This is a genomic window from Ciceribacter sp. L1K22, assembly GCF_017599385.1.
In the GTDB taxonomy this organism is placed as follows: domain Bacteria; phylum Pseudomonadota; class Alphaproteobacteria; order Rhizobiales; family Rhizobiaceae; genus Allorhizobium.
On the sequence record NZ_JAGFPK010000017.1, the window covers coordinates 1 to 26907 of the forward strand.

19 protein-coding genes, 1 tRNA gene and 2 pseudogenes are annotated in these 26907 nt (G+C 59.4%); 16 read left to right on the forward strand and 6 right to left on the reverse strand.

Going from position 1 to position 26907, the window contains the following annotated elements:
• Window positions 1–26: 26 nt before the first annotated feature.
• Window positions 27–103, forward strand: a tRNA-Met gene (locus J5J09_RS22575).
• 202 nt (window positions 104–305) lie between these two features.
• A complete protein-coding gene (locus tag J5J09_RS22920; RefSeq protein ID WP_246746073.1) occupies window positions 306–674 on the forward strand; it encodes a hypothetical protein in 369 nt (122 codons plus the stop codon).
• A 114-nt stretch (window positions 675–788) separates the two neighbouring features.
• On the opposite strand, the pseudogene J5J09_RS23055 reads toward J5J09_RS22920, so the two are convergent.
• Both J5J09_RS23055 and J5J09_RS22590 read right to left on the reverse strand, forming a co-directional pair.
• Window positions 789–1904: pseudogene (locus J5J09_RS23055) on the reverse strand (recombinase family protein); the annotation flags it as partial.
• Between the two features lie 86 nt (window positions 1905–1990).
• Complete coding sequence (locus J5J09_RS22590; RefSeq protein ID WP_208554515.1) at window positions 1991–2539, reverse strand: hypothetical protein; 549 nt, start codon at window positions 2537–2539, stop codon at window positions 1991–1993.
• A 709-nt stretch (window positions 2540–3248) separates the two neighbouring features.
• Between J5J09_RS22590 and J5J09_RS22595 the strand changes: the two genes are divergently transcribed.
• The 13 genes from J5J09_RS22595 to J5J09_RS22655 all read left to right on the forward strand — a co-directional run bounded on the left by J5J09_RS22595 (window position 3249) and on the right by J5J09_RS22655 (window position 19350).
• Window positions 3249–4364 (forward strand): hypothetical protein, encoded by a 1116-nt coding sequence (locus J5J09_RS22595; RefSeq protein ID WP_208554516.1) that lies wholly within the window; start codon window positions 3249–3251, stop codon window positions 4362–4364.
• Window positions 4365–4845: 481 nt separating this feature from the next.
• The gene (locus tag J5J09_RS22600; protein WP_208554517.1) at window positions 4846–5733 is read left to right on the forward strand and encodes a hypothetical protein; all 888 of its coding nucleotides are present in this window, start codon (window positions 4846–4848) and stop codon (window positions 5731–5733) included.
• Between the two features lie 80 nt (window positions 5734–5813).
• Window positions 5814–6137: a hypothetical protein gene (locus J5J09_RS22605; protein WP_208554518.1), complete on the forward strand. Its 324-nt coding sequence runs from the start codon at window positions 5814–5816 to the stop codon at window positions 6135–6137.
• Window positions 6137–8128: an ATP-binding protein gene (locus J5J09_RS22610; protein WP_208554519.1), complete on the forward strand. Its 1992-nt coding sequence runs from the start codon at window positions 6137–6139 to the stop codon at window positions 8126–8128. The genes J5J09_RS22605 and J5J09_RS22610 overlap by 1 nt, the downstream gene beginning before the upstream one ends.
• Entirely contained in the window at window positions 8125–8874 is a 750-nt protein-coding gene (locus tag J5J09_RS22615; protein ID WP_208554520.1) for an ATP-dependent Zn protease, read from the forward strand. The genes J5J09_RS22610 and J5J09_RS22615 overlap by 4 nt, the downstream gene beginning before the upstream one ends.
• 504 nt (window positions 8875–9378) lie before the next feature.
• Window positions 9379–9705 carry a hypothetical protein gene (locus tag J5J09_RS22620; protein WP_208554521.1) on the forward strand — a complete coding sequence of 109 codons (327 nt, stop codon included), beginning with the start codon at window positions 9379–9381 and terminating at the stop codon, window positions 9703–9705.
• A gap of 199 nt (window positions 9706–9904) precedes the next feature.
• Window positions 9905–12349 carry a DEAD/DEAH box helicase family protein gene (locus J5J09_RS22625; RefSeq protein WP_208554522.1) on the forward strand — a complete coding sequence of 815 codons (2445 nt, stop codon included), beginning with the start codon at window positions 9905–9907 and terminating at the stop codon, window positions 12347–12349.
• A gap of 2 nt (window positions 12350–12351) precedes the next feature.
• Window positions 12352–13227: an FRG domain-containing protein gene (locus J5J09_RS22630; protein WP_208554523.1), complete on the forward strand. Its 876-nt coding sequence runs from the start codon at window positions 12352–12354 to the stop codon at window positions 13225–13227.
• A gap of 4 nt (window positions 13228–13231) precedes the next feature.
• Window positions 13232–14686, forward strand: a complete 1455-nt coding sequence (locus J5J09_RS22635; RefSeq protein ID WP_208554524.1) for a class I SAM-dependent DNA methyltransferase — start codon at window positions 13232–13234, stop codon at window positions 14684–14686.
• Complete coding sequence (locus J5J09_RS22640) at window positions 14683–16419, forward strand: restriction endonuclease subunit S (protein ID WP_208554525.1); 1737 nt, start codon at window positions 14683–14685, stop codon at window positions 16417–16419. Before J5J09_RS22635 ends, J5J09_RS22640 begins: the two co-directional genes overlap by 4 nt.
• Window positions 16416–17333, forward strand: coding sequence for a hypothetical protein (locus tag J5J09_RS22645; RefSeq protein WP_208554526.1), 918 nt, complete (start codon window positions 16416–16418; stop codon window positions 17331–17333). Before J5J09_RS22640 ends, J5J09_RS22645 begins: the two co-directional genes overlap by 4 nt.
• 70 nt (window positions 17334–17403) lie before the next feature.
• Complete coding sequence (locus J5J09_RS22650) at window positions 17404–18357, forward strand: hypothetical protein (protein ID WP_208554527.1); 954 nt, start codon at window positions 17404–17406, stop codon at window positions 18355–18357.
• Window positions 18358–18414: 57 nt separating this feature from the next.
• Window positions 18415–19350, forward strand: coding sequence for a restriction endonuclease (locus tag J5J09_RS22655; RefSeq protein ID WP_208554528.1), 936 nt, complete (start codon window positions 18415–18417; stop codon window positions 19348–19350).
• A gap of 103 nt (window positions 19351–19453) precedes the next feature.
• On the opposite strand, the pseudogene J5J09_RS22660 reads toward J5J09_RS22655, so the two are convergent.
• From J5J09_RS22660 to J5J09_RS22670, 3 genes and pseudogenes are all read right to left on the reverse strand, one after another.
• Window positions 19454–20087 (reverse strand): annotated as a pseudogene (locus J5J09_RS22660) (IS3 family transposase); the annotation flags it as partial.
• A gap of 133 nt (window positions 20088–20220) precedes the next feature.
• Window positions 20221–20814: a LysE family translocator gene (locus J5J09_RS22665; RefSeq protein ID WP_208554529.1), complete on the reverse strand. Its 594-nt coding sequence runs from the start codon at window positions 20812–20814 to the stop codon at window positions 20221–20223.
• 452 nt (window positions 20815–21266) lie between these two features.
• The gene (locus J5J09_RS22670; RefSeq protein ID WP_208554530.1) at window positions 21267–22214 is read right to left on the reverse strand and encodes a LysR substrate-binding domain-containing protein; all 948 of its coding nucleotides are present in this window, start codon (window positions 22212–22214) and stop codon (window positions 21267–21269) included.
• A gap of 568 nt (window positions 22215–22782) precedes the next feature.
• Between J5J09_RS22670 and J5J09_RS22675 the strand changes: the two genes are divergently transcribed.
• Window positions 22783–24012, forward strand: coding sequence for an MFS transporter (locus J5J09_RS22675; protein ID WP_208554531.1), 1230 nt, complete (start codon window positions 22783–22785; stop codon window positions 24010–24012).
• Window positions 24013–24071: 59 nt separating this feature from the next.
• On the opposite strand, the gene J5J09_RS22680 is transcribed toward J5J09_RS22675, so the two are convergent.
• Window positions 24072–26907 (reverse strand): Ig-like domain-containing protein (locus J5J09_RS22680; protein ID WP_208554532.1); only part of this gene is annotated, 2836 nt, incomplete at its 5' end.

A 26907-nucleotide genomic window follows, 5' to 3' on the forward strand; every position in this document is an offset into this window, starting at 1 on the left:
CATTCGGCAAAGCCGAATGCGCTTGGCGCGGGGTGGAGCAGCCCGGTAGCTCGTCAGGCTCATAACCTGAAGGCCGCAGGTTCAAATCCTGCCCCCGCAACCACTGAAACTTGTAACCGGCGCCATGAAGTCTCCTCCTCAGCGAGGACTGCCTCGAACCGCTGCAAATAAGCCATCTTCTCTGCCCTGTCCTTAAACTCACCCGCCCTCACACGGCGGGCGAATTCAGTTGCGTGCTGTTCGCGCAGGCCGGCCGTATAATCCTGGAAAGCCTGTATTGAAGCCAGTACACCAGCAAGGCGGCCATGGATGGTCAGCTCCGCCGACTTGCCATCGGCAGACGGCGCGATCACGACCTTCTGGACCAGCTCTCTCAAGAAGTTAAAATGACGCTGCACATCGTCATGTTCGCTCGCACCGGCGCGGGCCACCGCCGTCAACGCACCGATCGCGGCCGTGAACATCGACGGATTGACCGTAAAGGTCTTGGGCGGACCGGGCCGCTTCTTATGCTGGTTTCGAAGCGAAGCTTCGATCTCGTCACGCTGACGCTGAAGGTCATCAAGCATCTTGTTGAACGCTTCGATTTGCGGCTGGCCGTTGAGGATACGATCCGTGATCTGAGTTGCGATGGCCTCTTGCTTTCGCGACACGTCGTTGAGTTGGCTCTTTAGCTTCTCTTGATCGCGTTCCCCGGCTTTTGCTGTGGCCGCCAATTCCTTGTTGATCTCGTCCTGCAGGCTTGCAGTACTGTCGATTGACAAGAGGCGGGCCGGGATTGCGTCGAGAACCCGCGTTTCCAGTTCGGCTCGACTGATGGTCTTCGAGTTGGGGCAAATACTATCATCGAGATGGGCGATCGGTAGGTCCTTCTGACGATTGGTGCAGCCGTAGCGATTTTTGGACATGATGGCATACGGCCCTGCGCAATGCGCACACTCCAGCAAACCGCTGAGCAGGTAATTGGGACGATGCGTGCGATTGAGGCGATTTGTCGTTGTATGATTGAATTGCGCTTCGACCTCGATCTGCCTCTGCTTTACCTTTGCCCACAGTTCATCATCGATGATGCGGAGTTCGGGAACTTCGGAGACCACCCAGTCGCTCTCATCATTCATGCGCGCCTCGCGCTGTTCCGTTTCCGGGTTCTTGCTGAACTTTCGACGGTTGAAGATGAGACGGCCCACATAGGTCTCGTTGTTAAGAATGCCGGTGCGCCGCTCCCTGCTGCCGCGAATTGCGGTGTCTCGCCACTTCAGCCCCCGGGGACCAGGCACCGGTGGGACACTGTTGTTGAGCTCTACCGCCATTTCCTTCGGAGACCGGCCCAAAACGTACTGCTGAAAAATCCAGCGGATGATCTCAGCTTGCCCTTCATCGATCTGTCGAAGGCCTGGAATGCGGTCGCCGTGTTCGTCGTAAACCAGCTTTGCTCGGTAGCCATATGCAATGCCACCGGCTGCTTTCCCCTTGCGGATCGCTGTCTTCATGCCCTCGCGCGTCTTGTAGCGAGTCTGCTCGATCGTTTCGTGACTGATGATGGCGCGGAGACCGAGTTCCATGTCGTTGACCGGTGCGGCATTCTGGACGGTCCAAAGTTCGACACCCTTGTGGCGCAAGTGCTTCAGGATGCTCGAGCTATGCTCCATGTCGCGCGAGATACGATCCACCGACATGCAGAGAAGAATGTCGACGCCGCCTCGCTTCACCGCCCGCAAGACGTCTTGAATGCCAGGCCGCATCTTGAGCATCGTGCCGCTGACGGCGCGGTCGTCATAGACGTCAGTAACGCTCCAGCCCCGATGTGCGGCGAACTCGCGTGCGAGGTTGACCTGTGTCTCGATCGACTGCTCTTCTTGGCGATCGGTCGAGTAACGCGCGTAGATGATGACGTTCTTCGTCATGAAAACTCTATCCTGAAATGAAGGGTCTGTGCGATTGACACTGGCCGGAAGCGGCCTCCCGGCCAGTGCTGCTATGAGTTCCGCCTTTACGCGTACGTTGAACGGGGCAGGCCGGGCAGGCTCGGTCGGCGCAGTGTCCGTGCGAACGTTGCTTGATCGGCAAACAGACGCTTCTCCAGACCCGGATTAAAGAGCACGCCATAGACCTCGGTTAGTCGCATCGCCTCCAGCAGAAACTCTTGGCTGAATGTGACCCCGAAATAGACCGCGTCCGCTGGATCGCTCCAGGTGAGATCGATCGCGCGACCGGCCGTATCAACCAGCCAGGCATGCTGAAATGGGACGCCGAGTTCCGTGTCGAGCGCATAACCTTCCGCGTAAAGATACGGCGGGTGGGGATCGCTCAGGAATTGCATCAGCGGGGTGGTGCAGTTCTTGAAGCACTGGCCGAGCGGCCCCTGGCGCAAACCGGTTGGGCAGCGGTCAATATGTTTGAAGCGGCGGCCGTACATCAGCAGCGCTGCATCGGCGTTAAACGTATCGACGCCGTCGTTGAAGACGTCGAGCATCTTCAGGATCGGATCGATATCGGCTGCGGCGGTGTTCAGAGTGTTATCAAGCGAATTTGCGGACATAGTTTCTCCTTTCGGTCCCACGCATCGTTGCTTTTTTGGGGGGTGCTAAACGATGCGGGACCCTGAGAGCGAGCCTTGCCGCGCTGGCTTCTTCGACGACGAGCCGGAATTCCCTTTGCACTCTCACCTGCGCGGAGACGGCTATGTCGTGAGGCAAAAATAGTGAGGAGGACGGCGAACGCAACCCATCACGCGACGGTTCAGGTAGTCCAAACGCCGGTATGGTTAACCTTCGATATTTGCCGTGGGGTGGGGCTGACGATCGCCATTACCTGGTCACCATCCACCTAGCAGCCTCATCCTCGCCGACGTTGCCCTCAGCCACACTTTGACCGCCCAATGCCGACGAAGCGCTCGATCAGGTGCAATCCTACCCGGTTTCGAACCGGGAAATCTCCTCGAACCTCGTCTTCCTCATCAAAAAGCGGTGTCGACGGATCGAGCGGCAGATTTCGGGCTGAAACTCGGTATGGTTGATAACCAAAAACAACTTATTGATGCATTCAAGATTGGCCTCCAAAAAAATTTTCGAGAAAATTCGGCTCTTGGAATCATTGAGAAAATCCGACGCGAGAGTCGGTAAAATCGTCATTTATCGTTGTTTTTCATAGTGTTGACAATCTCGGTTGTAACACCTTCTGCAAATCCGTGTCATCTTTATCTCACGGTCATCGATGAAGACCGGATCAGACAAGGAGATAATGATTAAATGGCGAAGTACACGCATAAGAAGATTTCGGCTAAGCTCGCCGCCAAGGCAGCGAAGGCGGCCGACGACGTCTCGCCAGAGGACGTCAGCGAGCTACAGGCCATCGGCGAGGACATTCGCTCTCTCGGTCGTAGGACAAACCTGCAAGCATACGAGCTGGGCGGCTACCTCGCTCGCGCGAAAGCCATCCTCCCTGAGCGAGAGCTCGGCGCGTGGGTGAAGGCGATCTGCAAGTTCACGCCGAAGACGGCACGCAACTACATCGCCGTCTATGAGAACCTGAGCCTGTATAAAGAGAGGCTGGTCGCAACGGCCACCTCCCCCACCATGCTCTTCGTACTCGCCTACGCCGAGGAAAAAAAGGTCGAGGAGGTACTGGTTGCACTGGAGGCCGGTGAGGAGCTCACAGTAGCCCAGGTCAAGCAGATGGTCGGCGTGTCGACGGGCAAGAAGGCAGCGCCTGTTCCCGACAGTCTGAACATGGGCGGATTGGCCGGCCTGCGCAAAGTGGCTGATCTGAAGATCGAGCAGGATGCCGCACGCTTCCTTGGCTTGATGACGTCAATCCTCAAGAAGGTAGAGAAAGCGCTTGAGCCTCTCGCTCGGAACCGCGCCGTACTCAAGGGGGCACTGAGCGATGCCGTCATGTACGACTGCCGCCATGCCCACGACCTCATCAACAGCCTCGCTGCCCCGCTCAGGCCTGACGTCACTCCGCACCTGAACTGGCGTCCGGAGAAATTGCCCGACGGCACCAACTGGCGGAAGGTGCAGGCACTCCTGCATCGGATGGGCGGCACGGAGGACTGGCCGGACAGAGCGAGCTTTGTACCCTGGCTTCAGAACGAAGTGGTACCGCTCCTCCGCTTCGTCGTTCACGGTGAACCCCTGCCGGGTGACGCCGAGGAGGAGGAGGCCGGCTCGGACGTCGCTGTGAAGATCGAACAGGAGGCTGATGAAGGGTTGCTCGGCTACGGTCAGATGCCGCTACCGGTGCGGGACCTGATCGACAGTACTCTGGATACCGTCGCTCCAGACGGTCGAGACGAACTCAAGACGAAGCTTGTGTTCGATGCCAGACCGTTCAAGCGGCAGCTAAAGAGGTTGGCTGCCTGACACCAGACCGCCACCAAGAGCCCCGCCACCGCGCGGGGCTTTTTGCATTTAGGGGAAGCCGCGTCCTTCGTTAACCATCCCGGAGCTCTTTGTTCCGGGTGTGTTCTTGTCGACTTGCCGGACATGGTTCTCCAGGCTATGTCGACGGTGTCAGCAGAAACGCCTGGTTCTGCAGACACTTAGCGGCTCCCGCCGGTGCTACCAACACCGACGAAAGCCTGACCCGTAACCTTCTGATGAAAGGCCACCGGCTATGTCGACCCTTAACCGCTTCGCTTGCCCACCGGAAGCATCCTATCCGCATTCCCCTGTTGAAACTCGCGGGCGTCCATCTTCCAGCGGCCATTCGGCTACCCGCTAACCGCCTCCGTCAGGATCGCTGTCACCAGTGTCGATGCGGAAATCATTCCCGCGTCTGGGCACCCGCGTCTGTGCCTTGGATGAGACTGCCGATCCTGCTTCGATCACAGGAGAATTCTTCATGACTGCCAACATCATTCCCGCCGTCGCCACGGCATCCTATGACCTGACCGTCGACCTTGAGGACATGCGCCCGGCGCTCGACAAGCTGGTGAGCGAGGTCCTCGACACTGCTCTCTCGGGTGCCATGTTCCGCCGTGCCCTTGCCGCCGGCATGGACGACATCGCATCGGTAATGCGCGCAGTACCGGCCGCCGAGGGCCGATTGCTTGAGCGGGGCATTAGCTTCCTCGCAAAACGCAATCACGATCTCGTCGTCCTGACCGACAACCTGCGCCTGCCAGTCACCAAGGCCGCAGCGGAACTGGTCGCGATGAACGATGCCGCTCTGGTCAAGTCGCTCAGCCTTGATGCCGATAGCGGCGGCCGCAAGAGCTATACGCCCGATCTTCTGATCATCAACCGGTCGACGAAGATCGGGCATCTTGTGGATGTGAAGCGCAGCCTTAGCTCTTATGAGGTCTCGCGGATCGCAGAACTGAAGAACCGCATGCTTGCGGCCGCGCTGGTCGTTCCAGACCTGCTGTACAAGGAGCATCGGCGACTGCATGTCGAGGAGGTTCGCGTCGTCATCCTGAACGCTGAGAACCAGCGAACCGATATCGACGGCGGCGTATGGCCCCTCACGCATCTTGACCACCTTCTGGAAATCATGGGCGCCGGCGAAGTCATGGCGCATCTCCGCAACCTCTTCCAAAGGCGCGTCGAGGCAAACTGGATGTCGGCGCTGAACGAGCACCGGCTCGACACGGCTCCGATCCTACAGACCTCGAGCAGCGTCCCGAGCGACAGCGACGTCCGACCAGGTACAAGAGAAGTCGCCTCAAGCGTGTCGCGTGCGCGGGTATCGATCGGCTTTGCCAGGGCGCCTGGCATAGCAAGAGCCTGATCGGCCCAAGCTTGTCCATCATCCATCTCTGACCTTAGGTCCCCGAAGCAGTGCTGCAGGGGAAACAGGAGACGTCTGCCATGACTTCACGAGCCTCCAATATCCTTGCTTTCCCCACGCGCACCGCGCCGTCAGTTCTTCTGCCACCGGTGCTGGATAAGCATCCTGTTCCTACAGGCGACAAACTCGATGCCGACGAACGCGCGGACTACATCGCATCCATTGTTCGCTCGACGATCGGCTTTGCCCGACGCAAAGGTCGGCGGATCGAAAGCCTGCCGCCGCAACTGCGGGTGTGGTTGCTCGAGCTGTGCGAGCTGGGTGAGCCGACATGCGTTGTTGTGCGTGCCTGGCTCGATGGCAACCCGGGCTTCACGGACTTGTCCTCTCAGGAGGGCGCGTAATGGAAAAGCTCGAGCAACGCGTTCGCCGCTACCTCCTCGCACGGCTGCGCCGTCGTGCTGTCCTCGACCTTTACGAAACGGCTGCGACTGCCGGACTGTTGGAACGCGGCGTCGCCGATACCGGCACGCTTGCCAGGTCCTGGATTGTCTCGACCAAGGCACGGCAATTTCTGACCGGCGCCCGTGATTACGATCGGAAGATCATTGGTCGAATGATGGGCAGCAGCCGCGGCAATCGTGAGGGTGACAGCCAAGATCATCCTGGGTCGGCAAGAAACTCAGATGACGGAGCATCACCCTACGACTGGTCTACGCCGGCACCTCCATGTCAGCAGCCGAAACCAAAGCCCGGACGCCGTACTCGTCGACTGCCCGTCGGCTCAGCGATCAGCTTCAACTATGTTGCCGAGCTGCTGAAAGAGCATCTGCCGCCATCTTCTCCCATGCACGTCGCAGTCGCGCTTCTGATCGCACGTGCAGTCGGCACAAGTCTGAGACGTCTGTCTGCGTTCACGGGTGTCGTTCGTTCCCGTACACCGTTCGTGCTAATCAAAGCACCGGTTGCAAGGTTCGAGGCGAGTGTCGGCATGATGCTCGAGGAAGGATTGCTTCTGCCGTTCTCGGTGATCTTGGAAGATGTCGCGCGCGAGGGATCGCTGTCAGGCAGGTTTCGGGATAACCGGCCGTCGAAACAGCAGATGAGGCTGCACACGCTGGCCGGTTCCTCCCTAATTAAACGCGACGACAGAACGATCCGTCGTCTACTCCGCACGGCGATGACCGATGCGGCTCAGCCAATTCTGGTGGCCGATGAAACACCGACTGCGTTGACACCGGTGATCGTCGAGACGGCCGACCTCGTTGTCGAATGCGACGGATTTGATAGGTCGATGGTCGCCGATCTCTTGAGTCTCTGTATCGGTGTGCCAAGTGACGTCGCACTCAACTTCATGAAGATGAAAGCCTTCGATCCGCAATCGCTGTCGATCGACGATCTGCTCCTCGCCGTGCGACCAGGTCGCTCCGCCGAGGAAGTGCTCACGCTTCTGTCGATGTTGATTGATCGATGTTCGGTCGCGGAAAGTGACGGCAAGGATACCGAGGACGCTGGCGAGGGCCGTGGACGTTCCGGGGGTGGGAAATCACGTGCCAAGTCTGCCGAGAAGGAGAAAGCCGGTGGATCGACGGGTGTTGAAGTCATCCTTCCAGAGCCACCCATTCCCGAAGCCGTCCTGGTCGACACCGATAGCCCACCGCTGACAACTGCGAAGGGCGCTCCCATCACAGTCGAAACGCTGTGCGGCTATGGGGCCGCCCAAGCGTGGACACGCGACCTGAAAGCTGACCTGGAACTTTGGCGTGAAGGCGCTCTGACCTGGCCGGAGATGAGCACGAAACTTCTGCTGTCAGGGCCGCCCGGTACTGGCAAGACGACGTTTGCGCGGGCGCTCTGCAATACGCTTCAGGTACCGCTTCTGGTGACGTCGGTCGCCAATTGGCTGGAACCTGGATTTCTCGGTGATGTTCTCCAGAGGATGTCAGCCGCCTTTACCCAGGCATCGAAGCACGCCCCAGCGATCCTGTTCATTGATGAGATCGACAACATCGGCTCACGCGCAAATGCAGGGTCGAGGCAACACGATGACTACTGGGTGTCGTTGATCAACCGTCTCCTTGAGCTACTGGATGGAGCCACGAAAACCGAGGGCGTCGTGATCGTCGGTGCGACGAACCTGCCCGAGAAGATCGATCCTGCCCTGCTTCGGTCTGGAAGGCTGGAGACACATGTCCGTATTCCGCTACCCGACGTCGAAACGCTGACCGGTATCCTTACCCATCATCTGGGCAACGATCTTCCCGGCGTCTTGGCGTCGGCTCCCGCGAACCGAGCCAGGCTGCGCCCACCGGCCGCGCGAAACACTAATCCTCAGCAGCTTCTCAAGAATTCCGAAAACCGGAAAGCCTCAAAGGGAAAGGGAGCCGCACTATGAAAGACCACGTCACTTATCCCGCAACTCTGCTTCGTTCACTCGCTCTCTTGGCCTTGGGCAAGACCGGTGCGGATATCGAGCGCTTGATCCGCGATATTCGCCGAAAGGCCCGCCGCTCCGGGTGCAGCATCACTTGGGACGATCTCGAAGCCGGCTTGAGGGCTGGACAGGCACCCATGTCCGCTGACCTTCGCAAACGTGCAGCCATCCATGAGGCGGGGCATGCGCTGGTCTATACGCTGACCGGCATCGCCGAGGTGCAATCCGCCAGTATCGCGTTGCACGGTGTCGGACTGGTCAAGACGGTTCCGAACGCGCACCTGCCAGAGACTGAAGCGTGGCTCATGAACAACATCGCCTCCCTCCTCTCAGGCCGTGTCGCCGAAATCCTCGTCTTCCACGAACCGATTGCCGGAGCCGGTGGCGCAGATGAAAGCGATCTCGCCCGCGCCACCGCAATGGCCCTGGCGGCTGAGACCAGTCTCGGCTTCTCGAAAGAGCAGCCGCTTCGCTATCGGTCGATCGCGATGGGCATGCACGAACTGACCGTGGACCGCGAACTTGCTGATCGGGTCAATCGGCGATTGGAGTGCGCAGAGACGATGGCGCATGACCTGATCCAGGCCCACAGGCCGGCTCTCGATGAGATTGCCTCAGGCCTGGAAAGTGTCGGCATCCTATCGGGCGACGAGGTCAGACGCATCGTTCGCGGTTCTGTCGGTGATAGCGAAAAGGGTGAGCCATGACCTCGGCCGAGAAAAGGCGATTCCTGATGGCGCCGGCGCGTTTCCTATCTCAAGATTTTCGATTCAGAAATCTGAGGGTCCGATTCTGAATTCAGGGATTTTGATTCGGGCTTCCCGATCCGCGTTGCCAAATCGCACAACCGCGTTACTCGGCTAGGCATCCGGCTTCGCCGCCCCCGGAGGCGCTACCCCGCTTCCATCCTTGACGATTTGAAACGTCTTGAGCGCAAGTCATGTCGATTGACATCACATCGCCATGCTTTGCGTCGAGTTCTGGACACGTCATCTCAATTTACCCTCATCCGATTCCGAATTCCGGAAAAGCGTTGCTGGATTCCGGTTCTGCGATTCATCTGCAAACGGTGTTTGGGCGGAAGGGCGTGGACCGCTGGGCGTCATGCTGAGATTGCATGAGGGAGGTGCCGCGCCGGCGATTGGCTCGGTTGTTTTGTTGCTTGCTTGGCTATCGGTCACGCTGAGGCTCCGACAACCAAGGAGCACACGATGTCGAAGAAGCCTAGAAAGAGTAGGAAAGAACGCAACGCCGAGCAGGCGGAACGGCAACAGCAGGTACGTGAGGATGCCAAGGCGCGCTGCCGTCCATCCCGCGACGACCTGGCTCGAGTTCTGCTGCGGCAGATCATTACCGCCGCGCAGGCGCATGAGGACAAAGACCGCGCGCTGGGCAAGGTCCGGGACTCTCTAACCAATGATCTTGAGCGCCAGGGATTTGCCGTCCGCGAATGCGAGGAAGTGTTCCACGATATCGCGGACCGGTACAGCGACGGCCTCTACCCGTTCCGTCCCAAACGGCACCTCATGCCGTCCTGATCAGTCACTCTGTTTTCCGTCACATGCAAACGCCGTTAGGTTCTTATCCTCGTCTTCCCCCCATTACTCCCGATAACGGCGTTTGCAGAGGAATCGACAATACTCAGCGACACTTATCGCCTGCCCTCAGGGTTGCATTGACGCTGCGAACACTATTCATATTGTGTAATCAATGGGAGTGCGGGGGAACGGCATTCGAATGGACAAGCGCTCTTTGACGGAACGCGATATCTGCACCAAGTTCATCTTGCCGGCCGTCAAGCAGGCCGGTTGGGACACGATGCTGCAGGTCCGGGAGGAGGTCTTCTTCACCAAGGGGCGCATCACGGTACGCGGCAAGCTCGTCGCCCGCGGCACTGCCAAGAAGGCGGACGTCGTCCTTTACTACAAGCCCAATATCCCGATCGCGCTCATCGAGGCGAAGGACAATACTCATGCGGTCGGTGATGGTCTGCAGCAGGGGCTGGACTATGCCGAGACGCTGGCTATCCCCTTCGTTTTTGCCTCCAACGGTGACGGCTTCGTATTCCACGATCGGACCGGCCTCCGGGACGTGAAGGAAGAAAACCTCCGCCTCGACCAGTTCCCGTCTCCGGACGAGCTTTGGCATCTCTACAGCCGATGGAAGGGCCTGGATAGCTCTGCCGAAGAGCTTGTGCTCCAGGACTATTATGATGACGGCAGCGGCAAGGCTCCGCGCTACTATCAAGTAAACGCCGTCAACGCCGCGATCGAGGCCATTGCCAAGGGGCAGGATCGTGTCCTTCTCGTCATGGCTACCGGTACGGGCAAGACCTACACCGCCTTCCAGATCATCTGGCGTCTGTGGAAGGCCAAGCGCAAGAAGCGCATCCTGTTTCTCGCGGATCGCAACGTGCTGATCGACCAGACCATGATCAACGATTTCCGCCCCTTCGGCGGCGCAATGGCCAAGCTTTCCACCAAGTCGAAGACGATCGAGCGCCCGGACGGAACGGAAGAGGCCGTGCCGCTGGCGCTGGATCGCAAACGCCGCATCGACACCTCGTTCGAAATCTATCTTGGGCTCTATCAAGCCATCACCGGCCCCGAGGAACGACAGAAACTCTTCCGCGAGTTCTCACCTGATTTCTTCGACCTGATTGTCATCGACGAATGTCATCGCGGCAGCGCGGCCGACGATTCCGCCTGGCGGGAAATCCTCGAATATTTCTCTGCTGCCAGCCAGATCGGTTTGACGGCGACGCCGAAGGAAACGGAGTATGTTTCCAACACCGCCTATTTCGGCGAGCCGGTCTTCACCTACTCCCTGAAGCAAGGCATCAGCGACGGTTTCCTCGCACCCTACAAGGTGATCAAGGTCCATATCGACCGTGATGTCGAAGGCTATCGACCGGAAAAGGGCCAGCTGGATCGCGACGGCGAGGAAGTAGAGGATCGCATCTATAACGCCAAGGATTTCGATCGGACCCTGGTCCTGGATGACCGCACCAAGCTGGTGTCCGCCAAGGTGACCGAGTTTCTCAAGGAGAGCGGCGACCGCTACCAGAAGACCATCGTCTTTTGCGTTGACGAGGAACACGCGGCCCGCATGCGCCAGGCGCTCATCAACGACAACAAGGACCTTTGCGACGAGAACCCTCGCTATGTCATGCGCATCACCGGAAGCGACACGCTCGGGCAGGCCCAGATCGGCAACTTCATCGACCCAGAATCGCGCTATCCGGTGATCGTCACCACATCGCGGCTGCTCTCCACCGGCGTCGATGCACAGACTTGCCGCCTCATCGTGCTGGATCGTCCCGTCGGCTCGATGACCGAATTCAAGCAGATCGTCGGACGCGGCACGCGGGTGCATGAGGATACGCAGAAATTCTATTTCACCCTCATGGATTTCCGTGGCGCGACGAACCACTTCGCCGATCCCGAATTCGATGGTGATCCGGTGCAGATATACGTGGCGGGCGAGGACGATCCCATCACGCCGCCAGATGATGAGCCGCCCGCCTTTGAAGACAATGAGCAGGACGAATATACGGCAGAGCCGCCGACCACCGGTGGCGAGGAAGTAACTTTTCCGCCTGGCGGCGGCGAGCGCCAGAAGAAGGTCTATGTCGATGGCATCAGCGCAAAGGTCATCGCCGAGCGTGTCGAATACCTCGATGCCAATGGAAAACTTGTCACCGAAAGCCTGCGTGACTTCACTAAGGCTGCGCTGCTTCGCCATTTCGCCAGCTTGGATGATTTCCTGAAGCGCTGGAAATCGGAGGAGCGCAAGGACGCACTGGTTAAGGAATTGGCGGCAGAGGGCCTGCCACTGGATGTGATCGCCAAGGAGCTCGGCATCGACGTCGATCCCTTCGACCTCGTCTGCCATATCGCCTTCGACCGCAAGCCGCTGACGCGTCAGGAGCGTGCCAACAACGTGAAGAAGCGCGACGTATTCGCACGCTATGAGGGGAAGGCGCGGGCAGTTCTGGACATGCTACTGAACAAGTATGCGGATGAAGGCGTCTTGAACCTCGATGATACCAATGTGCTGCGGGTACCCCCGGCCAATACACTCGGCATGCCTGTGGAGCTTCTTCGCGCCTTTGGTGGCAAGGCAGCGTTTGAAAAGGCAGTTCACGACGTACAGGCTGCAATGTATGACGAGGCGATCTGACAATGGAGCTCATCGGCGCTCAGAAAATATGGTCGTACTTCGGCGAACAAACCAATTCTATGAATGTTTCCACCCAGACAGTACGCTCAGGTCCTGGGCACTTCGTGGAAAGTTACTTAGATTTGGCGAAGAAGGTTGCTGAGCTACAATTCAAAAATCGTGAGCATGTGTTGGTTTTTCGGGGGCAACCCAAAGATTACATGACCAGGGCGAATAAGGTGCCTCGGAGCCTACTGAAAGCGAAGATCTTTCGCTTGGAAGGCTCCAGAATTCCGACTCCTAAAATACTGGAAAGCCGCTTTAAGAAGCTGACTTTCGCGGAATCCGAACTCCAGAACGCTTACAAGATCGAGAGATTAGAAGGTAGCGACCAGCTGCGGCGGCAACGCATTCTTCGATGGGCGATACTTCAGCATTATGAAGTTTGCGACACACCACTACTGGACGTCTCTCATTCCCTCCGAATCGCGACGTCATTTGCCGCCCACAAGAACACTGGTGATAGCGCCTATCTTTTCGTATTCGGCATTCCAAATTTGAGTGGAGCCGTAACTGCGAGTTCCGAAGCGGGACTGCAGATTATCCGCCTCGCTAGCGCTTGCCCTCCGGATGCGATCCGGCCGCACATTCAGGAGGGTTATCTTTTGGGTGAGTATCCCGAAGTCAGTGACTTCGGGGTCGAGAGTGCCTACCAGTACGGTGAGATGGATTTTGGTCGGCGACTGGTTGCAAAGTTTAGGTTCAACCCCAAGCCCTTCTTGTGCGATGAACACTACCCGCTTGCCAGAGATGATGCCCTTCTTCCGTCTGGTCGTCGCGACCCGCTGCTGGATATTACCAGCCGCATTTACGCCAAACTCGAAACAATGAAGTTTTAGTCCCATGTCAGTCCGTAACACCGTCAAATCCATCCAGGATATCATGCGCCAGGATGCCGGCGTCGATGGCGATGCCCAGCGCATCAGCCAGCTATGCTGGATGTTTTTCCTGAAGATCATGGACGATCAGGACCAGGAACTGGAGCTGACGCAGGACAACTATGTCTCGCCCATCCCGGAACAGTTCCAGTGGCGCAACTGGGCGGCAGACCCGGAAGGCATCACCGGCGAAGCGCTGCTGAACTTCGTCAACAACGAGCTTTTCCCCGCCTTGAAGGTGCTACCGGCCTCGGCGCAAGCCGGAGACCGCCGCCGCGTGGTGCGCGATCTGTTCGAGGACGCCTATAACTACATGAAATCCGGCCAGCTGATCCGTCAGGTGGTCAACAAGATCAGCGATGTCGATTTCAACAGCCTGACGGAACGCCAGCATTTTGGCGAAATCTACGAGCAGATTTTGAACGACCTGCAATCGGCCGGCAATGCGGGTGAATATTACACCCCGCGTGCCCTGACTTCGTTCATGGTTGAGCGCATCGACCCGAAACCCGGCGAAACCCTATTCGACCCCGCCTGCGGCACCGGCGGCTTTTTGACCTGCGCCATCCGCCACATGGAGAAGAACCATGTGCGCACGCCCGAGAGCCGCGAGAAAATGCAGGCCGGTTTACGTGCCGTGGAAAAGAAGCCGCTGCCGCATATGCTCTGCGTCACCAACATGCTGCTGCACGGCATCGAAGACCCGAGCTTTGTGCGCCATGACAATACGCTCGCCCGCCCGCTGATCTCCTGGGGCAAGGATGAGCGCGTCGATATCGTACTGACAAATCCGCCCTTTGGTGGGCGCGAGGAAGACGGTATCGAAAACAACTTTCCGACCTTCCGCACCAAGGAAACCGCAGACCTGTTTCTGGCGCTGATCGTGCGCCTGCTGAAGGATGGCGGCCGCGCCGCCGTGGTCCTGCCGGATGGCTCGCTGTTTGGCGAAGGCATCAAGACACGGCTGAAGGAACATCTGCTGGAGGAGTGCAATCTCCACACCATCGTGCGCCTGCCCAATTCCGTCTTCAAGCCCTATGCCTCGATCGGCACCAACCTGCTGTTTTTCGAAAAGGGCACGCCGACAAAGGACATCTGGTATTGGGAACACCGGGTTCCGGAGGGCCAAAAAGCCTATTCCATGACCAAGCCGATCCGGCAGGAACACCTGCAGGATTGCGTCGACTGGTGGGGTGGCAAGGAGCGCAAGGGCCGCGAGGAAGGCCCACAGGCCTGGCGCGTAACTATGGAAGACGTAAAGGCGCGCGGCTACAATCTCGACTTCAAGAACCCGCACACGGTGGCCGATGACCTTGGCGACCCGGAGACTCTGCTGGAAGAGCTGACGGCTGCCGAAACCAGTGCTGCCCGCCTGCGCGACCAGCTCAAGAGCATTCTGGCCGAGGCGCTTGCCCGATGAACGCAGAGCGCCTGTTGCAGCATTACGAGCAGATTGCCTATGCCCCGGATGCGATTGCCCGGCTGCGGCGGTTTATTCTCGATTTGGCGGTGCGGGGCAAGCTTGTGCCGCAGTCTTTCGGCGACGAGCCGGCGTCGGAGTTGTTGAAGCGGATTGCGGAGGAAAAGGCGCGACTGCTCAAAGCAGGAGAAATTCGAACTCCCAAGCCTTTTAGCGCAGTGGTGGACGTTCCCTTTTCAATTCCATCGAATTGGTCTTGGACGCAAATCGCTGAAATCGGGATTATTAGCCCGCGAAACGATGCGCCTGACGCACTGGAAGCGTCATTTGTTCCGATGCCCTTGATCGCTGCCGAATATGGTGTTGTGAACGGACACGAAGTCCGCACTTGGGGCGAGATCAAGAAGGGATATACGCATTTCGCTGAGGGCGATGTCGGGCTGGCGAAGATCACCCCTTGTTTCGAAAATGGCAAGTCGACGGTGTTTAGGAATTTGACCGGCGGCATAGGCAGCGGAACGACTGAACTTCACGTCGTTCGCCCACTGCTGGTCGTCGCAGACTACATATTGCTATTCTGGAAGAGTCCTCATTTTATAGAAACCGGCATTCCTAAAATGACGGGAACCGCCGGCCAGAAGCGTGTGCCGACTGACTATTTCGCTTACTCTCCTTTCCCTCTCCCACCCCTCGACGAACAGCACCGCATCGTCGCCAAGGTCGATGAACTGATGGCGCTGTGCGACGAGCTGGAAGCGGCGCGAACAGAGCGGGAGACGAAGCGGGACCGGCTTACGGCGGCAAGCCTTGCCCGTCTCAACACTCCCGATCCGGAAACCTTCCGCGACGCCGCCCGCTTCGCGCTTGATGCCTTGCCGGCACTCACCGCCCGCCCGGACCAGATCAAGCAACTGCGCCAGACCATCCTCAACCTCGCCGTCCGCGGTAAGCTCGTGCCACAGGACCCTTCGGATGAGCCGGCGGGAGAGTTGTTGAAGCGGATTTCCAGTGAGAAAAAGCGGCTGATGGCCGAGAAAGGTATTCGAGGTCAAAAGCCGGCGCTACCTGCCGAAAACTTCGAATTAGATACGGACATTCCGGCGACGTGGCAGCATGTTTACCTCCAGGACATCGCTTACCAAATCACGGACGGAACCCACCTAACCCCGAAGTACACGGAAACTGGCAAACCCTTCTTATCTGCCCAGAACGTAAAACCGTTTCGCTTCATGCCAGGGAAGCATCGCTTCGTTTCGGAGCAAGATTTTGATAGCTATCGCGCGAATCGTCGACCAGAGCGGGGCGACATATTACTAACCCGCGTAGGAGCAGGCATAGGAGAGGCTGCCGTGCTCGATTCTGACTTCGAGTTCGCCTTCTACGTTAGCCTTTGTCTAATCAAGGTGCCCACTAGCTGCATCAACGTCGAGTACCTCGTCCTTTGGCTTAACAGCCCCGAGGGCCGCGATAGCTCCTCCAGTCGTACTTATGGAAAAGGTGCTTCGCAGGGTAATTTAAATCTCGGACTTATTCGTACCTTCAAAATCCCCCTCCCTCCACTCGCCGAACAAAACCGCATCGTTGCCACGGTCGACGAACTAATGGCGCTCTGCGATCAGCTGGAAACCAGCCTGGCGAGCGCCGACGAGACGCGGAAAAAACTGCTCGATACGCTGCTGGCCGAGGCGTTGGCTCCGGTGGATGCTGACGCGCTACAGGAGGCTGCGGAGTGACGCTTCGGATCGAACATCAGAGCGAAGCATTCCCAAGTGTCTATGCGATCCGATCCGGGACGCTTCTGACGACCTGGGACGAATTGCTTTGGGCCGCGATAACGATTGGGCGGCCCAGCACATACCATGTGTTTCGGCATGGACCGGCGTCGGCCCATGAAGCCATCTTCAGACTGGCACTTGTGCGAATGGCAATTCAAGAAGGCTGGCACGGGCAGCTTCATCGGACTGATGCCTTCGCCGCGTTAGACCCCACGGAAAAAGGAATGGTGAGCTATTTCCTGGGTATGATGCTCTGTAAGGTCTTTGCTGGGCAGCTACTCAGAACTCCCTGGCTCCTTCATCTGGATGTCTTCCGAAACGACCTCAATCCACTTGTGCTTGGACGCTCTCGTCCGGACTTGGTTGGGCAGGACTACAGTGGAAACTGGCTCGCCTTTGAGAGCAAGGGGCGCTCTTCTGCCCCGACTCATTGGGACAAGATGAAGGCGAAGTTGCAGGCGCAGCGCCTCATATGCGTCGACAACAACAGTTGCTCGTTGCATGTGGGCTCTTTCTCGTTTTTCCGGAATGAAATCCTTGAGTTCTACTGGCGTGATCCTGAGCCTGAATCGATGTACCCCATTGAGCTACCGAAGCCGGACGCAGAATGGCGCTACTATTTCGAACCCGCTCTGAGCCTTGTCAGCGCGGAAGGAGGATCATCGCTCGCTGCAGAACGGGAGATGGCTGATGTCGAGGTCGCTATTCATCCTAAGATCAGACAGTTACTGGAACGGGAAGAATGGCTGGGTGCCAAACGCACCGCAGATCAACTGCGTGAAGTATTGTTGGCCGAAGGTTATCGACCTGATGGTATCCGTGTGGTCGCGGGTGAAAGCTGGACCAAGAAGTTCGAATACCGAGAAAGATAACGTTGTATGGCGGTTCAAGGCGGGCCGACAAAAGCCACGTGAAATCCAATAAACCGGCAGGAACTGCAGAATGAACGCGTTACCGGACAAACCCCGTTCCATCCGCTTGCGCTCCTTCTACGGCTTCAGCCCAGAAGAAGACGGCTATCTCGGTTGGAGCGAAGAGGCTTCGCGTGACCGGATGCTAGGGCTGGTCGAGGATGGCGATCTGTTCATGATCTATGGAGCGGCCTCTGCGGAGACCAACAAAAATGAACGCCACCGTGTCCTCGGCTTTCTGCAGGTCGAAGCGCGGCCCATTCGCGATGTTGACAAGGCCTCACCCCTCGGCCTGAAGCGTAAGCGCGACAATGGCTGGGCGGAGAAATGGAGCCACGCACTGCCAGTGGTGCGCGCCTGGCGTATCGATGAGCCGATGCTGCTCGAAACCATCGCGCCAGTGACCTATCGCGCCGAGGCAGGCCAGGCCATTGCCGTTTGGAACCCGGAGCTGACGCCATCCGAAATCGACTTGGCGCTTAAAGTGAAGGTGACAGAGGTCAACGTCTTCGGGGAGCCACCGGTGGCGGAGACGGCGGTCAAGAAAAGACCGCTGGCCGAAGTGTATCAACCCTCCAGGGCGTTCCCGGGCAGTTTTGGCGATAGGACATCTACCTATGTAGACGGCCCGACGCATCTCTACCTTGCGCGCTTTAAAGGCGATAGTTTCGCCGTAATGGGCCTGCCGAAGCCGCAATTCGACAAGTCAGACATGATCAAGATCGGCGTGTCCAATGACGTCAAACGGCGCGAGGAAGAGCTGAACTGCGGCTTTCCCCCCGCAGCCAAAGGGCGTTGGAAGATCGAAATGAACTCCCAGCTTTACGAAAACAAAGCCGCTGCCGAAGCCGCCGAGCAGGCCTTCAAGGACCGAGCTCAAAAAGAGCTGACCAGCCTTGGTGGCGAATTCTTCCGTGGTGACTGGATGAAGGCGCAAAGCATATTCGCCTCGGTTCCCGGCGCATCCCGGTTTGGTGGAAAATAGAGATTGTCGGTCGATGACCGGCAGGCGCGTCGTAATTCAACAGGGTACCTGCTCACAATGGCAATTCCCGATTACCAATCCCTCATGCTTCCCGTCCTTCGGCTCGCCGCGGATGGCGAGACCCGTGTGCCGGATGCGGCGGAAAAGCTGGCCGACCAGCTTGGTCTGTCCGTGGCGGAGCGGGAGGAGATGCTGCCGAGCGGCCGTCAGCGCATTTTTCACAACCGCATCCACTGGGCAAAGTTCTACATGACCAAGGCCGGCCTGATCGACAGCCCGGCCCGCGGTCGCTTCATGGCAAGCCAGGCTGGCAGGGCGCTACTGGCCACCAATCCCACTGCCATCAATGTTGATACGCTGAAAACTTATCCGGCTTTTGCCGAATTCTACGCCTCCAGTACATCGGGCGCCGGCAGCACGGATGCTGTGTCAACCGGCGCCGGTGAAACCATCGATGTAACGACTTCCGCGACGCCGGAAGAACAGATCGATGCCGCACAGGCGGTACTGCATCAGGCCTTAAAGGCGGACCTGCTGCAACGCATTCTGGCGCAGAGCCCGGCCTTCTTCGAACGCGCCATCGTCGATCTGCTCGTTGGCATGGGTTACGGTGGCAGCCATGAAAACGCCGCGCGCCGGCTGGGCAAATCCGGGGACGGTGGTATCGATGGCGTGATCGATGAGGACCGCCTCGGCCTTGATCGCATCTATGTGCAGGCCAAGCGCTACGCCTCGCATGTCAGCGTCGGCCGGCCAGAAGTGCAGGGCTTCCTCGGCAGCCTCGTCGGCGTCGGTGCCGCCAAGGGCGTCTTTGTCACCACCTCTACATTCTCCGCCCCAGCCATCGACTTCGTCCGCCATCTGCCACAGCGCATCGTGCTCATCGACGGTGACCGGCTGGCCGACCTGATGATCGAGCATGGCGTCGGTGTTCGGATCGCTCGCACAGTGGAGGTGAAGAGACTGGATGAGGATTTCTTTGTTGAGGAGTGATGGTCGAACGTCGCATGGATGCAGAAATTATTTCCGCATCCATATAGGTCGTCGGTCAGGACTGGCTCGCCCATCTTGCGAACTGCGAGCCGTAATCCCAATAGTCGGTGACCCAGGCCTTGTCCGGAGCGGTCACGTCGAATTGCCGGTCGAGCGTATTATCGACGACGACAGACGGTCTGCCGCCATAGATGCCGGGACGGCGTTTGTAGCCGATCTGCGCCTTAATCCCGGCCAGACGCGCCAGACGCGCGACCCGGTTCGGGCAGCACATCTCTCCTGATCGATAAGGTCGTCGTGCAGCTTGCGATAACCGTAGACCTTGCCGCTCTCTTCCCATGCCTTCAGGAGCAAATCGGTCTGTCGCCTGTCCTCGCTGGCTCGCCTGCTCAGCGGGTTCTTCAGCCAAGCATAAAACCCACTCGGATGAACCCGCAGAAGGCGGCACATCGTCCGCACCGAAAACTGCAGGCGATGTAAAGCAATGAACGCGTACTTCACTCGTTCGGCGTGGTCCTCGAACCGGTGGCGGGCTCACACCTCACTCCTGGCGAAATACGCGGCCGCTTTTTTAGGATGTCGCACTCCTCGGTGACGCGAGCCTGTTCCTTCTTCAGCCGCCTGATCTCTTCGGCCTCGTCATTGCCCTTGGCGTTCGACGCGGCGAACTTCTTCTTCCAGGTGATCTGAAGAACCGCGTCACGCTTGAACTCTTCGCTGAAATTGCTTTTGCCCATGCAGGCCTCCTGCCTCAAAATTAGGAAAGAAGGCATCTACAAATCTAGGGGCTATTCAGATCCTCTAAACTTTCTGGCAGCGGTTAAGCTCGCAGCAACACGCATCTGGATCAGGTCATTATGAGTCTGTCCCCTAGAACGGCGCGAATGCCAGATGCGAACCGAGCAGGATGAGGATCGTGCCGCTGATGCGCTGGACCATGGTGCTCATGCTCGGCGATCGCTGGATCTTCAGGTAGAGCCGTTCGGCGAATAGGACCACCGATACTTCGGACAGCGAGAAGACCGTATTGGCAAAGGTGCCGTAGATCAGAATCTGGAAGGGCACCGAAAACCTGCCGCCGACCTCGGTGAACTGCGGCAGAAAGGACAGAAAGAACAGCGCCGACTTGGGGTTAAGCACCTCCACCATGAAGGCGTTCGATAGCCAGTTGCGGCGGACATCGAGTGCGCCGGAATAAGCCTGCTCGTCCGGACGACGGATGAGCGTGATCAGCCCCAGGCCAACGAGGTAGGCGCAGCCGAGCGCCTTCATCCCGAAAAAGAGCTCGGGCGAATTCTGTAACAGCAAGGCCAGGCCGGTCGATGCGAGGATGATGTGGAAATAGGATGCGAGATGGATGCCCAGCGCCGCCCTCAGGCCTGCGGATCTGCCTTCGGTAATCGCCTGATTGGCCGTGTAGACCATAGCCGGCCCAGGTGTGACGGCAAATACAAAAGTCATCATCAGGAAAGTAATCATGACATGCCTGCAAGCCGATCTCTGCGTCTTCGATTGGAGTCGATCGCGCAGCCGCATCTCCTTTCGTAATCACGAGATGCAGTCGATTCTATTTTTCGTTTAGGAGGTCGGAGGCGAGATTTGTTATTGTTCTTCGCCTAATTGTTCCCTGCGGGAACTAATAGTGATTTGAGACCGCAAAGATATTCAAAATTTTGAGATTGTCGGTATTTGAAAACGGAATGATGCCGGGCTCCGCCACGGCAGCGGATGCCATCGCGAATTCCCTTGGAGGAGGGCGCGGGCCGCATCGAACTCCGTTGCGTGACCGGCGATCTGCCAAACGGACCGCTCCACAATCCTTATGCGCATGAATTGTCGCGCGACCTAGGCGCGATGGTATCGAGCTGGCGACGCACAGACCGCCCCACTGGCCGCGCAACCGTCGCCGTTTCGATCTATTCCGGCGCCAGCCAGTGCTCCTCCACGGCGCTATGCTTGGCCGCCTGGTGAAGTTGCTGGCTGAGCCATTCGATGCCGGAATCCTTGGTCTTGTCCCCGAGCGTGGCGATTTGCAGACGTTGAGCCACGGAAGGGAAAGGGAGGGGCAGGATCTGCAGATCATAGTGGCGGGCCGCGTTCCGGGCGAACGGGCCCGGCAGGACGGCGATGAGGTCGGTCGTCGTGATTAGCGACGGCATCGCGATGCAGTTCGACACCTCGCAGATGATGCGGCGAGTGACCCCGTGCGACAGCAGCACGGCTTCCGCGTGCGCCCGCATGCGTGAATCCTGCCGCAACGCGACGTGACCCAATTTGGAGAATTGCTGCTTGCTGATTTCGCCCCGCAACATCGGGTGGCTCCGGCGTGCCGCAACGACGCCTTGGGGGATATGCAACGGGATGAAATTGACGCCCGGAACCTCCTTCGTGAACGTGTCGACCGCGATGTCCGCTTCGCCGGCCAGCAACGCGTCCATTGGCGACATGACCTCCTGGCCGATGACCTGGACCCTGACACCGCTGGCCCGGGTCGCGATCTGGTTCAGGAGATCGGGAAGAAGGCCGACGACCGTGAAGTCGTTCATGGCGAGCCGAAATGTGCGGTTGGCATTGGCCAGGTCGAAATCCCGATTGATCAGGAGCGTGTCGCGCAGGATCTCCAGTGCCTGACGAACGGGAACGATGAGACCGTCGGCAAAGGGCGTGGGCGCCACGCCTTTTTCCGCGCGCTGGAAGAGCGGGTCGTTGAACTGGGCCCTCAGTCGACCCAATGCATTGCTGACGGTCGGCTGGCTCATGCCCAGTTGCTGGGACGCACGGGTAATGTTGCCGGCCGTATAGATGGCGTCGAAAATTATCAGCAGATTGAGGTCAATACGTCTTAGATCAAAATCCTGCGACATCGTTTTTCTGTGCAATTTCTGTGGTTGGAAGAACCTTGTGAATGGGCGGCGATCATTTGTCGACTGCTTCCATGCACCGACCGCTCCCGGCTCGGGCAGACCGGCAGCGAACGCCGGGTCTTCCGGTCTTGCCGAGCCCGGCGGTCATGGGTTCGCGCCCGCCAGGGCGAGTCAACACAGTCGACAGTCTCCGTCCCTTCAAATCGGCAAGTGCTTCGGCACGGGTAAAATTTCTGTTTGAACAACAGGTTCCGAAGGCTAATGACTGTTTCCCACGCAGTTGCAGGAGGAAATTCGTCTGAAATGCGTTAACTTTGCATTCGGTCAGCATTCTGCAACTCGGAAACTACATTATTGATATTGTTGTTCTTCCAGAAAGCCATCCGCTTGGCTAGGTCGAGTTCGTGAGAAAAGACAGGGCCACTGCCGCACCGGGATCTCGCATGCGGCAACTGGTCGCCAGCCGACATCCGATCCGTGGACGACGATTGACTGAACGCCTGATACATGGTGCCAGCAGGTCCATGACGTTCAAGGGGCGAGCGTTTTCTGGGAGGGACGGAGTTCTATGCGACTGACCTATTGGCTTCTCTTTGCCGTCTATGCCGCCAACTATCTCGACCGTCAGATTTTCGGCATCCTGCTGGAACCGATCCGCGAGGACCTCGCCCTCGGCGATCTTGAGATGGGCCTGTTGTCCGGTCTGGCATTTGCGGTCGCCTTTGGGTTGGCGGCGCTTCCGGCTTCGCTCCTGGCTGCGGTCGGAAACCGTCGCAATCTGGTGGCGGCCTCGGCCGTTCTCTGGGGAGTGATCACTACCGCATCCGGGCTGGCAACGAGTTTTGTCCAGTTGTTTCTTGCGCGGTCCGCGCTTGCCGTGGCCGAGGCGGTTTCGGTTCCGGCATCCCATTCGATCCTCTCGGATGCCGCCGAGACTGGCAGCCGCATCCGGCGTTTCGGCCACTACACCAGCGGGGCCGCGGTCGGTGGCCTGCTGGCCGTGTTCGTCGGCGGGGTCGTCGGTGAGCGGTGGGGGTGGCGCATCGCGATGGTCGTGGCCGGGATCATCGCGCTTCTGCCGGCCTTGCTTTTGTTCCTGGTGTCCGAACCCCGCCGCGACTATGTGGCCCTCGACCGGGAACGCCGGTTTTCCGGCGTCTTCGCCACGGTCGCCCGGACCGTGTGGCGCGACCGCAGGGCTCGCCTGGCGTTTCTGGCCAAGGCACTCAATCAGATCGTCCTGGCCGGCGCCGCCGCCTGGTATCCGGCCTTCCTGATTCGCGAGCACGGCTTCACTCAGGTGCAGTCGGCGACGTTGGTTGCGTTCGGCGGTCTTGTGGCCATCATCGGGACGATCGTTTCGAGCCGGGTCATCGCAAAACTCGCCACGGGCAATCGTGTCTGGCTTGTGCGCGGCCCGGCGATCATCATCATCTGCAGCAAACCCTTTTCGCTGGTCTTTCTCACCGCCGACCACCCGCTGCTGATGCTGGCTGCCTATGCGGTTCCGGCCACCTTGGCCCTCGCCACCTTCCCACCGACCATCAGCCTCCTGCACGAGATAGTTAGGCCCGCTGAACGTCCGGTTGTCTCCGCGATGCTGACCTCGGTGATGACGGTTGTCGGGCTCGGGCTCGGGCCGACGGCCGTGGGTCTGATCAGCGCCGCCATAGGCGGGACGTCGTCGCTTTCCATCGCCCTGATCGCCCTTCACGGCTTCGGCCTGGTTGCCGCCCTGTTGTACTGGCACGCCGAGCCGTCGGCGGCCGTCAGGGGAGCTTCCGCGACCCCCGGCTAGCGAGGCGGGAAACGCGCGGCGCTGGCGAGGACAAATCCGACGGTCCTGCGCCCGGCCGCTCATTGCAGGGGGACCGACAACTTGACCACGGCCGAGGCTGAGGTCTTGTCCGAACCGATGCCGTCATAGGCGGCGGTGAGGCCCAGCCTGGCGCCGCCCGGCATGGTAACGTCGATCGAGCCTTCGACACGCCCCCTGAGATTGTCGATGCCGGAACTCTCCGTATTGGTCAGGATATCGGCGATCCCCTCGAAACGCAGCTCGGTGTCGATTGCCATATCGTTGTCCGTGGTGAAGCGGTAGCCGATCCCGGGACCGATGGCGACCTGGCCGAGACCCGTGGTGATCGCCGGGATATCGACGCCGAGGCTGTCGGTATAGCCCCGCATGCGCTCCTCGAAGTAGCTTGCCCGCAGCCTTGGCGAGAACGTCCAGTCGTCCCATTGCCAATCGCCCTGCAGCGCGGCGCTGACGGCCCAGCGCGATGTGTCGAACCCGTCCTTGTAGGTGCCGTAGGGGCTGACCGTATTGCGCGATGTCCCGATGCCCGCGAGAACGTCGAGGTAAACATTGTCCGAGAGACGCGTCGTCATGTACGGGCCAGCCAGCCAGCCGGTGCCCGAAACGCTTGTCGCGTCATCATCCGCCTTCTGGGAGAGGTGGTCGATCTGCGCGAAGGCTCCGATCAACAGGTTCGGACTGACGAGATAATCGGCGCCGAAGCTGGCGGTCTGGAACGTTCCGTCCGGACTGCCGTCATCGAACAGCGCGAACGAACCCTCAATCCATGCGTCGAAACGCCGGGGCGTCTGGTTGCCCGCAAGCGCGTCGAGCGCCCCGAGCGAGGAGGAGACCGTCGCGCGCCCCCCCTTAACGACCCCCGGGAGATACGACATCAGCGATGAAACCGGGTCGTCCACCGTCGGCGAGACGCCCTTGAGGCGGTCGACGCGGCGCTGAACGCCGGGCAGGTTGGTGAGGATCAGGTCGGCCCGCCGGTCGAGAAACTCCCCGATCAGGTTCGTGGTCTTGTCCCTCGAATTGACGGAGGTGAATGTGCAGACCACCTTTTCACCTGCGGCGAGTTTGATCACCGCCGTCCGGCTGTCGATGTCGCCCCGGCTGTCATCATCCGAACAGGCGATGCCGGTGAGGGCAATGCCCTTCGCCCGCATGTCGGCTGCCGTCACGGCATAGGTGCCGGCGACGAGTGAAAGGGCGGGGCTCTCCCCACGGCCGGTCTGGGTCTGGATCGAAAGATTGAGCTCCGGCGTATCCGAGCGGAACGCGAACACACCGTCCTCGCCATCCGTCCGTTGCCGGATCACTACGGAACCCGGCGCCTGAACGACCTGCATCAGCGCGTCGGAGCGGGCGGGAGAATGGGCGTCGTCGCCGAGGTATCGTGCGACGATGCGGTGCCTTCCGGCAGCCAGCGCATCCGCGGTGAAGCTCGCCGTGCCGCCCGCGAGCACGACGGACGAGGGCTGCTCGACGCCGTCGATGGAAAAGGAGACGGAGCCGAGGGCGGTGGCCGGGGCGACGGTGGCGGTAAACGTCACGGCTTCGCCGCTCAGGATCGGATTGGCGCTGGAGACCAGGGTGACCGCCGTCGAAAGCCGATTGACGGCGATTGCATAGGTGTTGACCAGCTTTCCGGCATGGGGCGTCGCCGAATCCGAAACCGTGAGCGTGATCGTGAAGCGTCCCGCCTCGCGCGCCGCGCCGACAAGACGGCCCTGCGACGCATCGAACCGCACCCCCTCCGGCAGGTCTCCCGTCAGTTTGTAGGCATAGGGAGCGACCCCACCGGATGCTTCGAATGCCTGATCGATCGGCGTGAAGGCATCGAGTTTCAGCTTCCAGCCGTCCCTTGGCGTCAGTGTCAGTGGAGTCCCGCTCACATAGTTCGCCGACGACGTATTGGAAGCGGAGTTGGCATTGCCGGCCCCGTCGGTGAATGCTCCAGCCGGGACCGTCACCGAGACCGTTCCGTCGGCAACGGGCGTTAGCGTCACGGTGTAGGCGGTTCCGGACCCAATCATGGAGGCGGTGGCGTTGACCAGCGTCAGATCTCCGATGGTAAAGTCCGTTGAGGCCTCGCTAAGGGAGATCGTCGCGGTGTACTTGCCGCTGGTTGGACCGGAGAGGGCGCTGATCGTCACGGTCGGCGCGGTCGCGTCATAGATCGCGGACGCCGTGTTGGAGGCGGTGTTGGGATTGCCGGCCCCGTCGGTGAATGCTCCAGCCGGAACTGTGACAGAGACCGTTCCGTCGGCAACGGGCGTCAGCGTCACCGTGTAGGTCGTGCCGGAACCGGTCATCGTTGCCGTCGCATTCACCAGCGTCAGGTCGCCGACGACGAAGTCGGTTGAGGCCTCCGAGAGCGTGATCGTCGCGGTGTACTTGCCGCTGGTTGGACCGGAGAGGGCGCTGATCGTCACGGTCGGCGCGGTCGCATCGTAGATCGCGGACGCCGTGTTGGAGGCGGTGTTGGCGTTGCCGGCCCCGTCGGTGAAGCCGCCAGCCGGAACTGTGACAGAGACCGTTCCGTCGGCAACTGGCGTCAGCGTCACGGTGTAGGTGGTACCGGAGCCGGTGAGGGTTGCAGTGGCATTGACCACGGCGAGGTCGCCGGCGGTAAAGTCGTTGGATGACTCACTGAGCGTGATCGTCGCGGTGTACTTGCCGGCGGTAGGACCGGACAGGGCTCCTATGCTGACAGTCGGTGGCGTGGAGTCGTAGGTGGCGGACGCGGTATTCGACGCCGTGTTGGTGATGCCGCCGCCGTTGGTGAATGCTCCAGCCGGGACCGCCACGGACACCGTTCCTTCTGCGAGTGGAGTCAATGTCACGGTGTAGGCGGTTCCTGACCCGGTCATGGAGGCGGTGGCG

Bases quoted from the DNA above. Each gene is read 5' to 3' on its own strand.
- J5J09_RS22920 (WP_246746073.1), top strand. From the start codon at position 306: ATGGATGGTCAGCTCCGCCGACTTGCCATCGGCAGACGGCGCGATCAC.
- J5J09_RS22590 (WP_208554515.1), bottom strand. From the start codon at position 2,539: ATGTCCGCAAATTCGCTTGATAACACTCTGAACACCGCCGCAGCCGAT.
- J5J09_RS22595 (WP_208554516.1), top strand. From the start codon at position 3,249: ATGGCGAAGTACACGCATAAGAAGATTTCGGCTAAGCTCGCCGCCAAG.
- J5J09_RS22600 (WP_208554517.1), top strand. From the start codon at position 4,846: ATGACTGCCAACATCATTCCCGCCGTCGCCACGGCATCCTATGACCTG.
- J5J09_RS22605 (WP_208554518.1), top strand. From the start codon at position 5,814: ATGACTTCACGAGCCTCCAATATCCTTGCTTTCCCCACGCGCACCGCG.
- J5J09_RS22610 (WP_208554519.1), top strand. From the start codon at position 6,137: ATGGAAAAGCTCGAGCAACGCGTTCGCCGCTACCTCCTCGCACGGCTG.
- J5J09_RS22615 (WP_208554520.1), top strand. From the start codon at position 8,125: ATGAAAGACCACGTCACTTATCCCGCAACTCTGCTTCGTTCACTCGCT.
- J5J09_RS22620 (WP_208554521.1), top strand. From the start codon at position 9,379: ATGTCGAAGAAGCCTAGAAAGAGTAGGAAAGAACGCAACGCCGAGCAG.
- J5J09_RS22625 (WP_208554522.1), top strand. From the start codon at position 9,905: ATGGACAAGCGCTCTTTGACGGAACGCGATATCTGCACCAAGTTCATC.
- J5J09_RS22630 (WP_208554523.1), top strand. From the start codon at position 12,352: ATGGAGCTCATCGGCGCTCAGAAAATATGGTCGTACTTCGGCGAACAA.
- J5J09_RS22635 (WP_208554524.1), top strand. From the start codon at position 13,232: ATGTCAGTCCGTAACACCGTCAAATCCATCCAGGATATCATGCGCCAG.
- J5J09_RS22640 (WP_208554525.1), top strand. From the start codon at position 14,683: ATGAACGCAGAGCGCCTGTTGCAGCATTACGAGCAGATTGCCTATGCC.
- J5J09_RS22650 (WP_208554527.1), top strand. From the start codon at position 17,404: ATGAACGCGTTACCGGACAAACCCCGTTCCATCCGCTTGCGCTCCTTC.
- J5J09_RS22655 (WP_208554528.1), top strand. From the start codon at position 18,415: ATGGCAATTCCCGATTACCAATCCCTCATGCTTCCCGTCCTTCGGCTC.
- J5J09_RS22665 (WP_208554529.1), bottom strand. From the start codon at position 20,814: ATGATGACTTTTGTATTTGCCGTCACACCTGGGCCGGCTATGGTCTAC.
- J5J09_RS22670 (WP_208554530.1), bottom strand. From the start codon at position 22,214: ATGTCGCAGGATTTTGATCTAAGACGTATTGACCTCAATCTGCTGATA.
- J5J09_RS22675 (WP_208554531.1), top strand. From the start codon at position 22,783: ATGCGACTGACCTATTGGCTTCTCTTTGCCGTCTATGCCGCCAACTAT.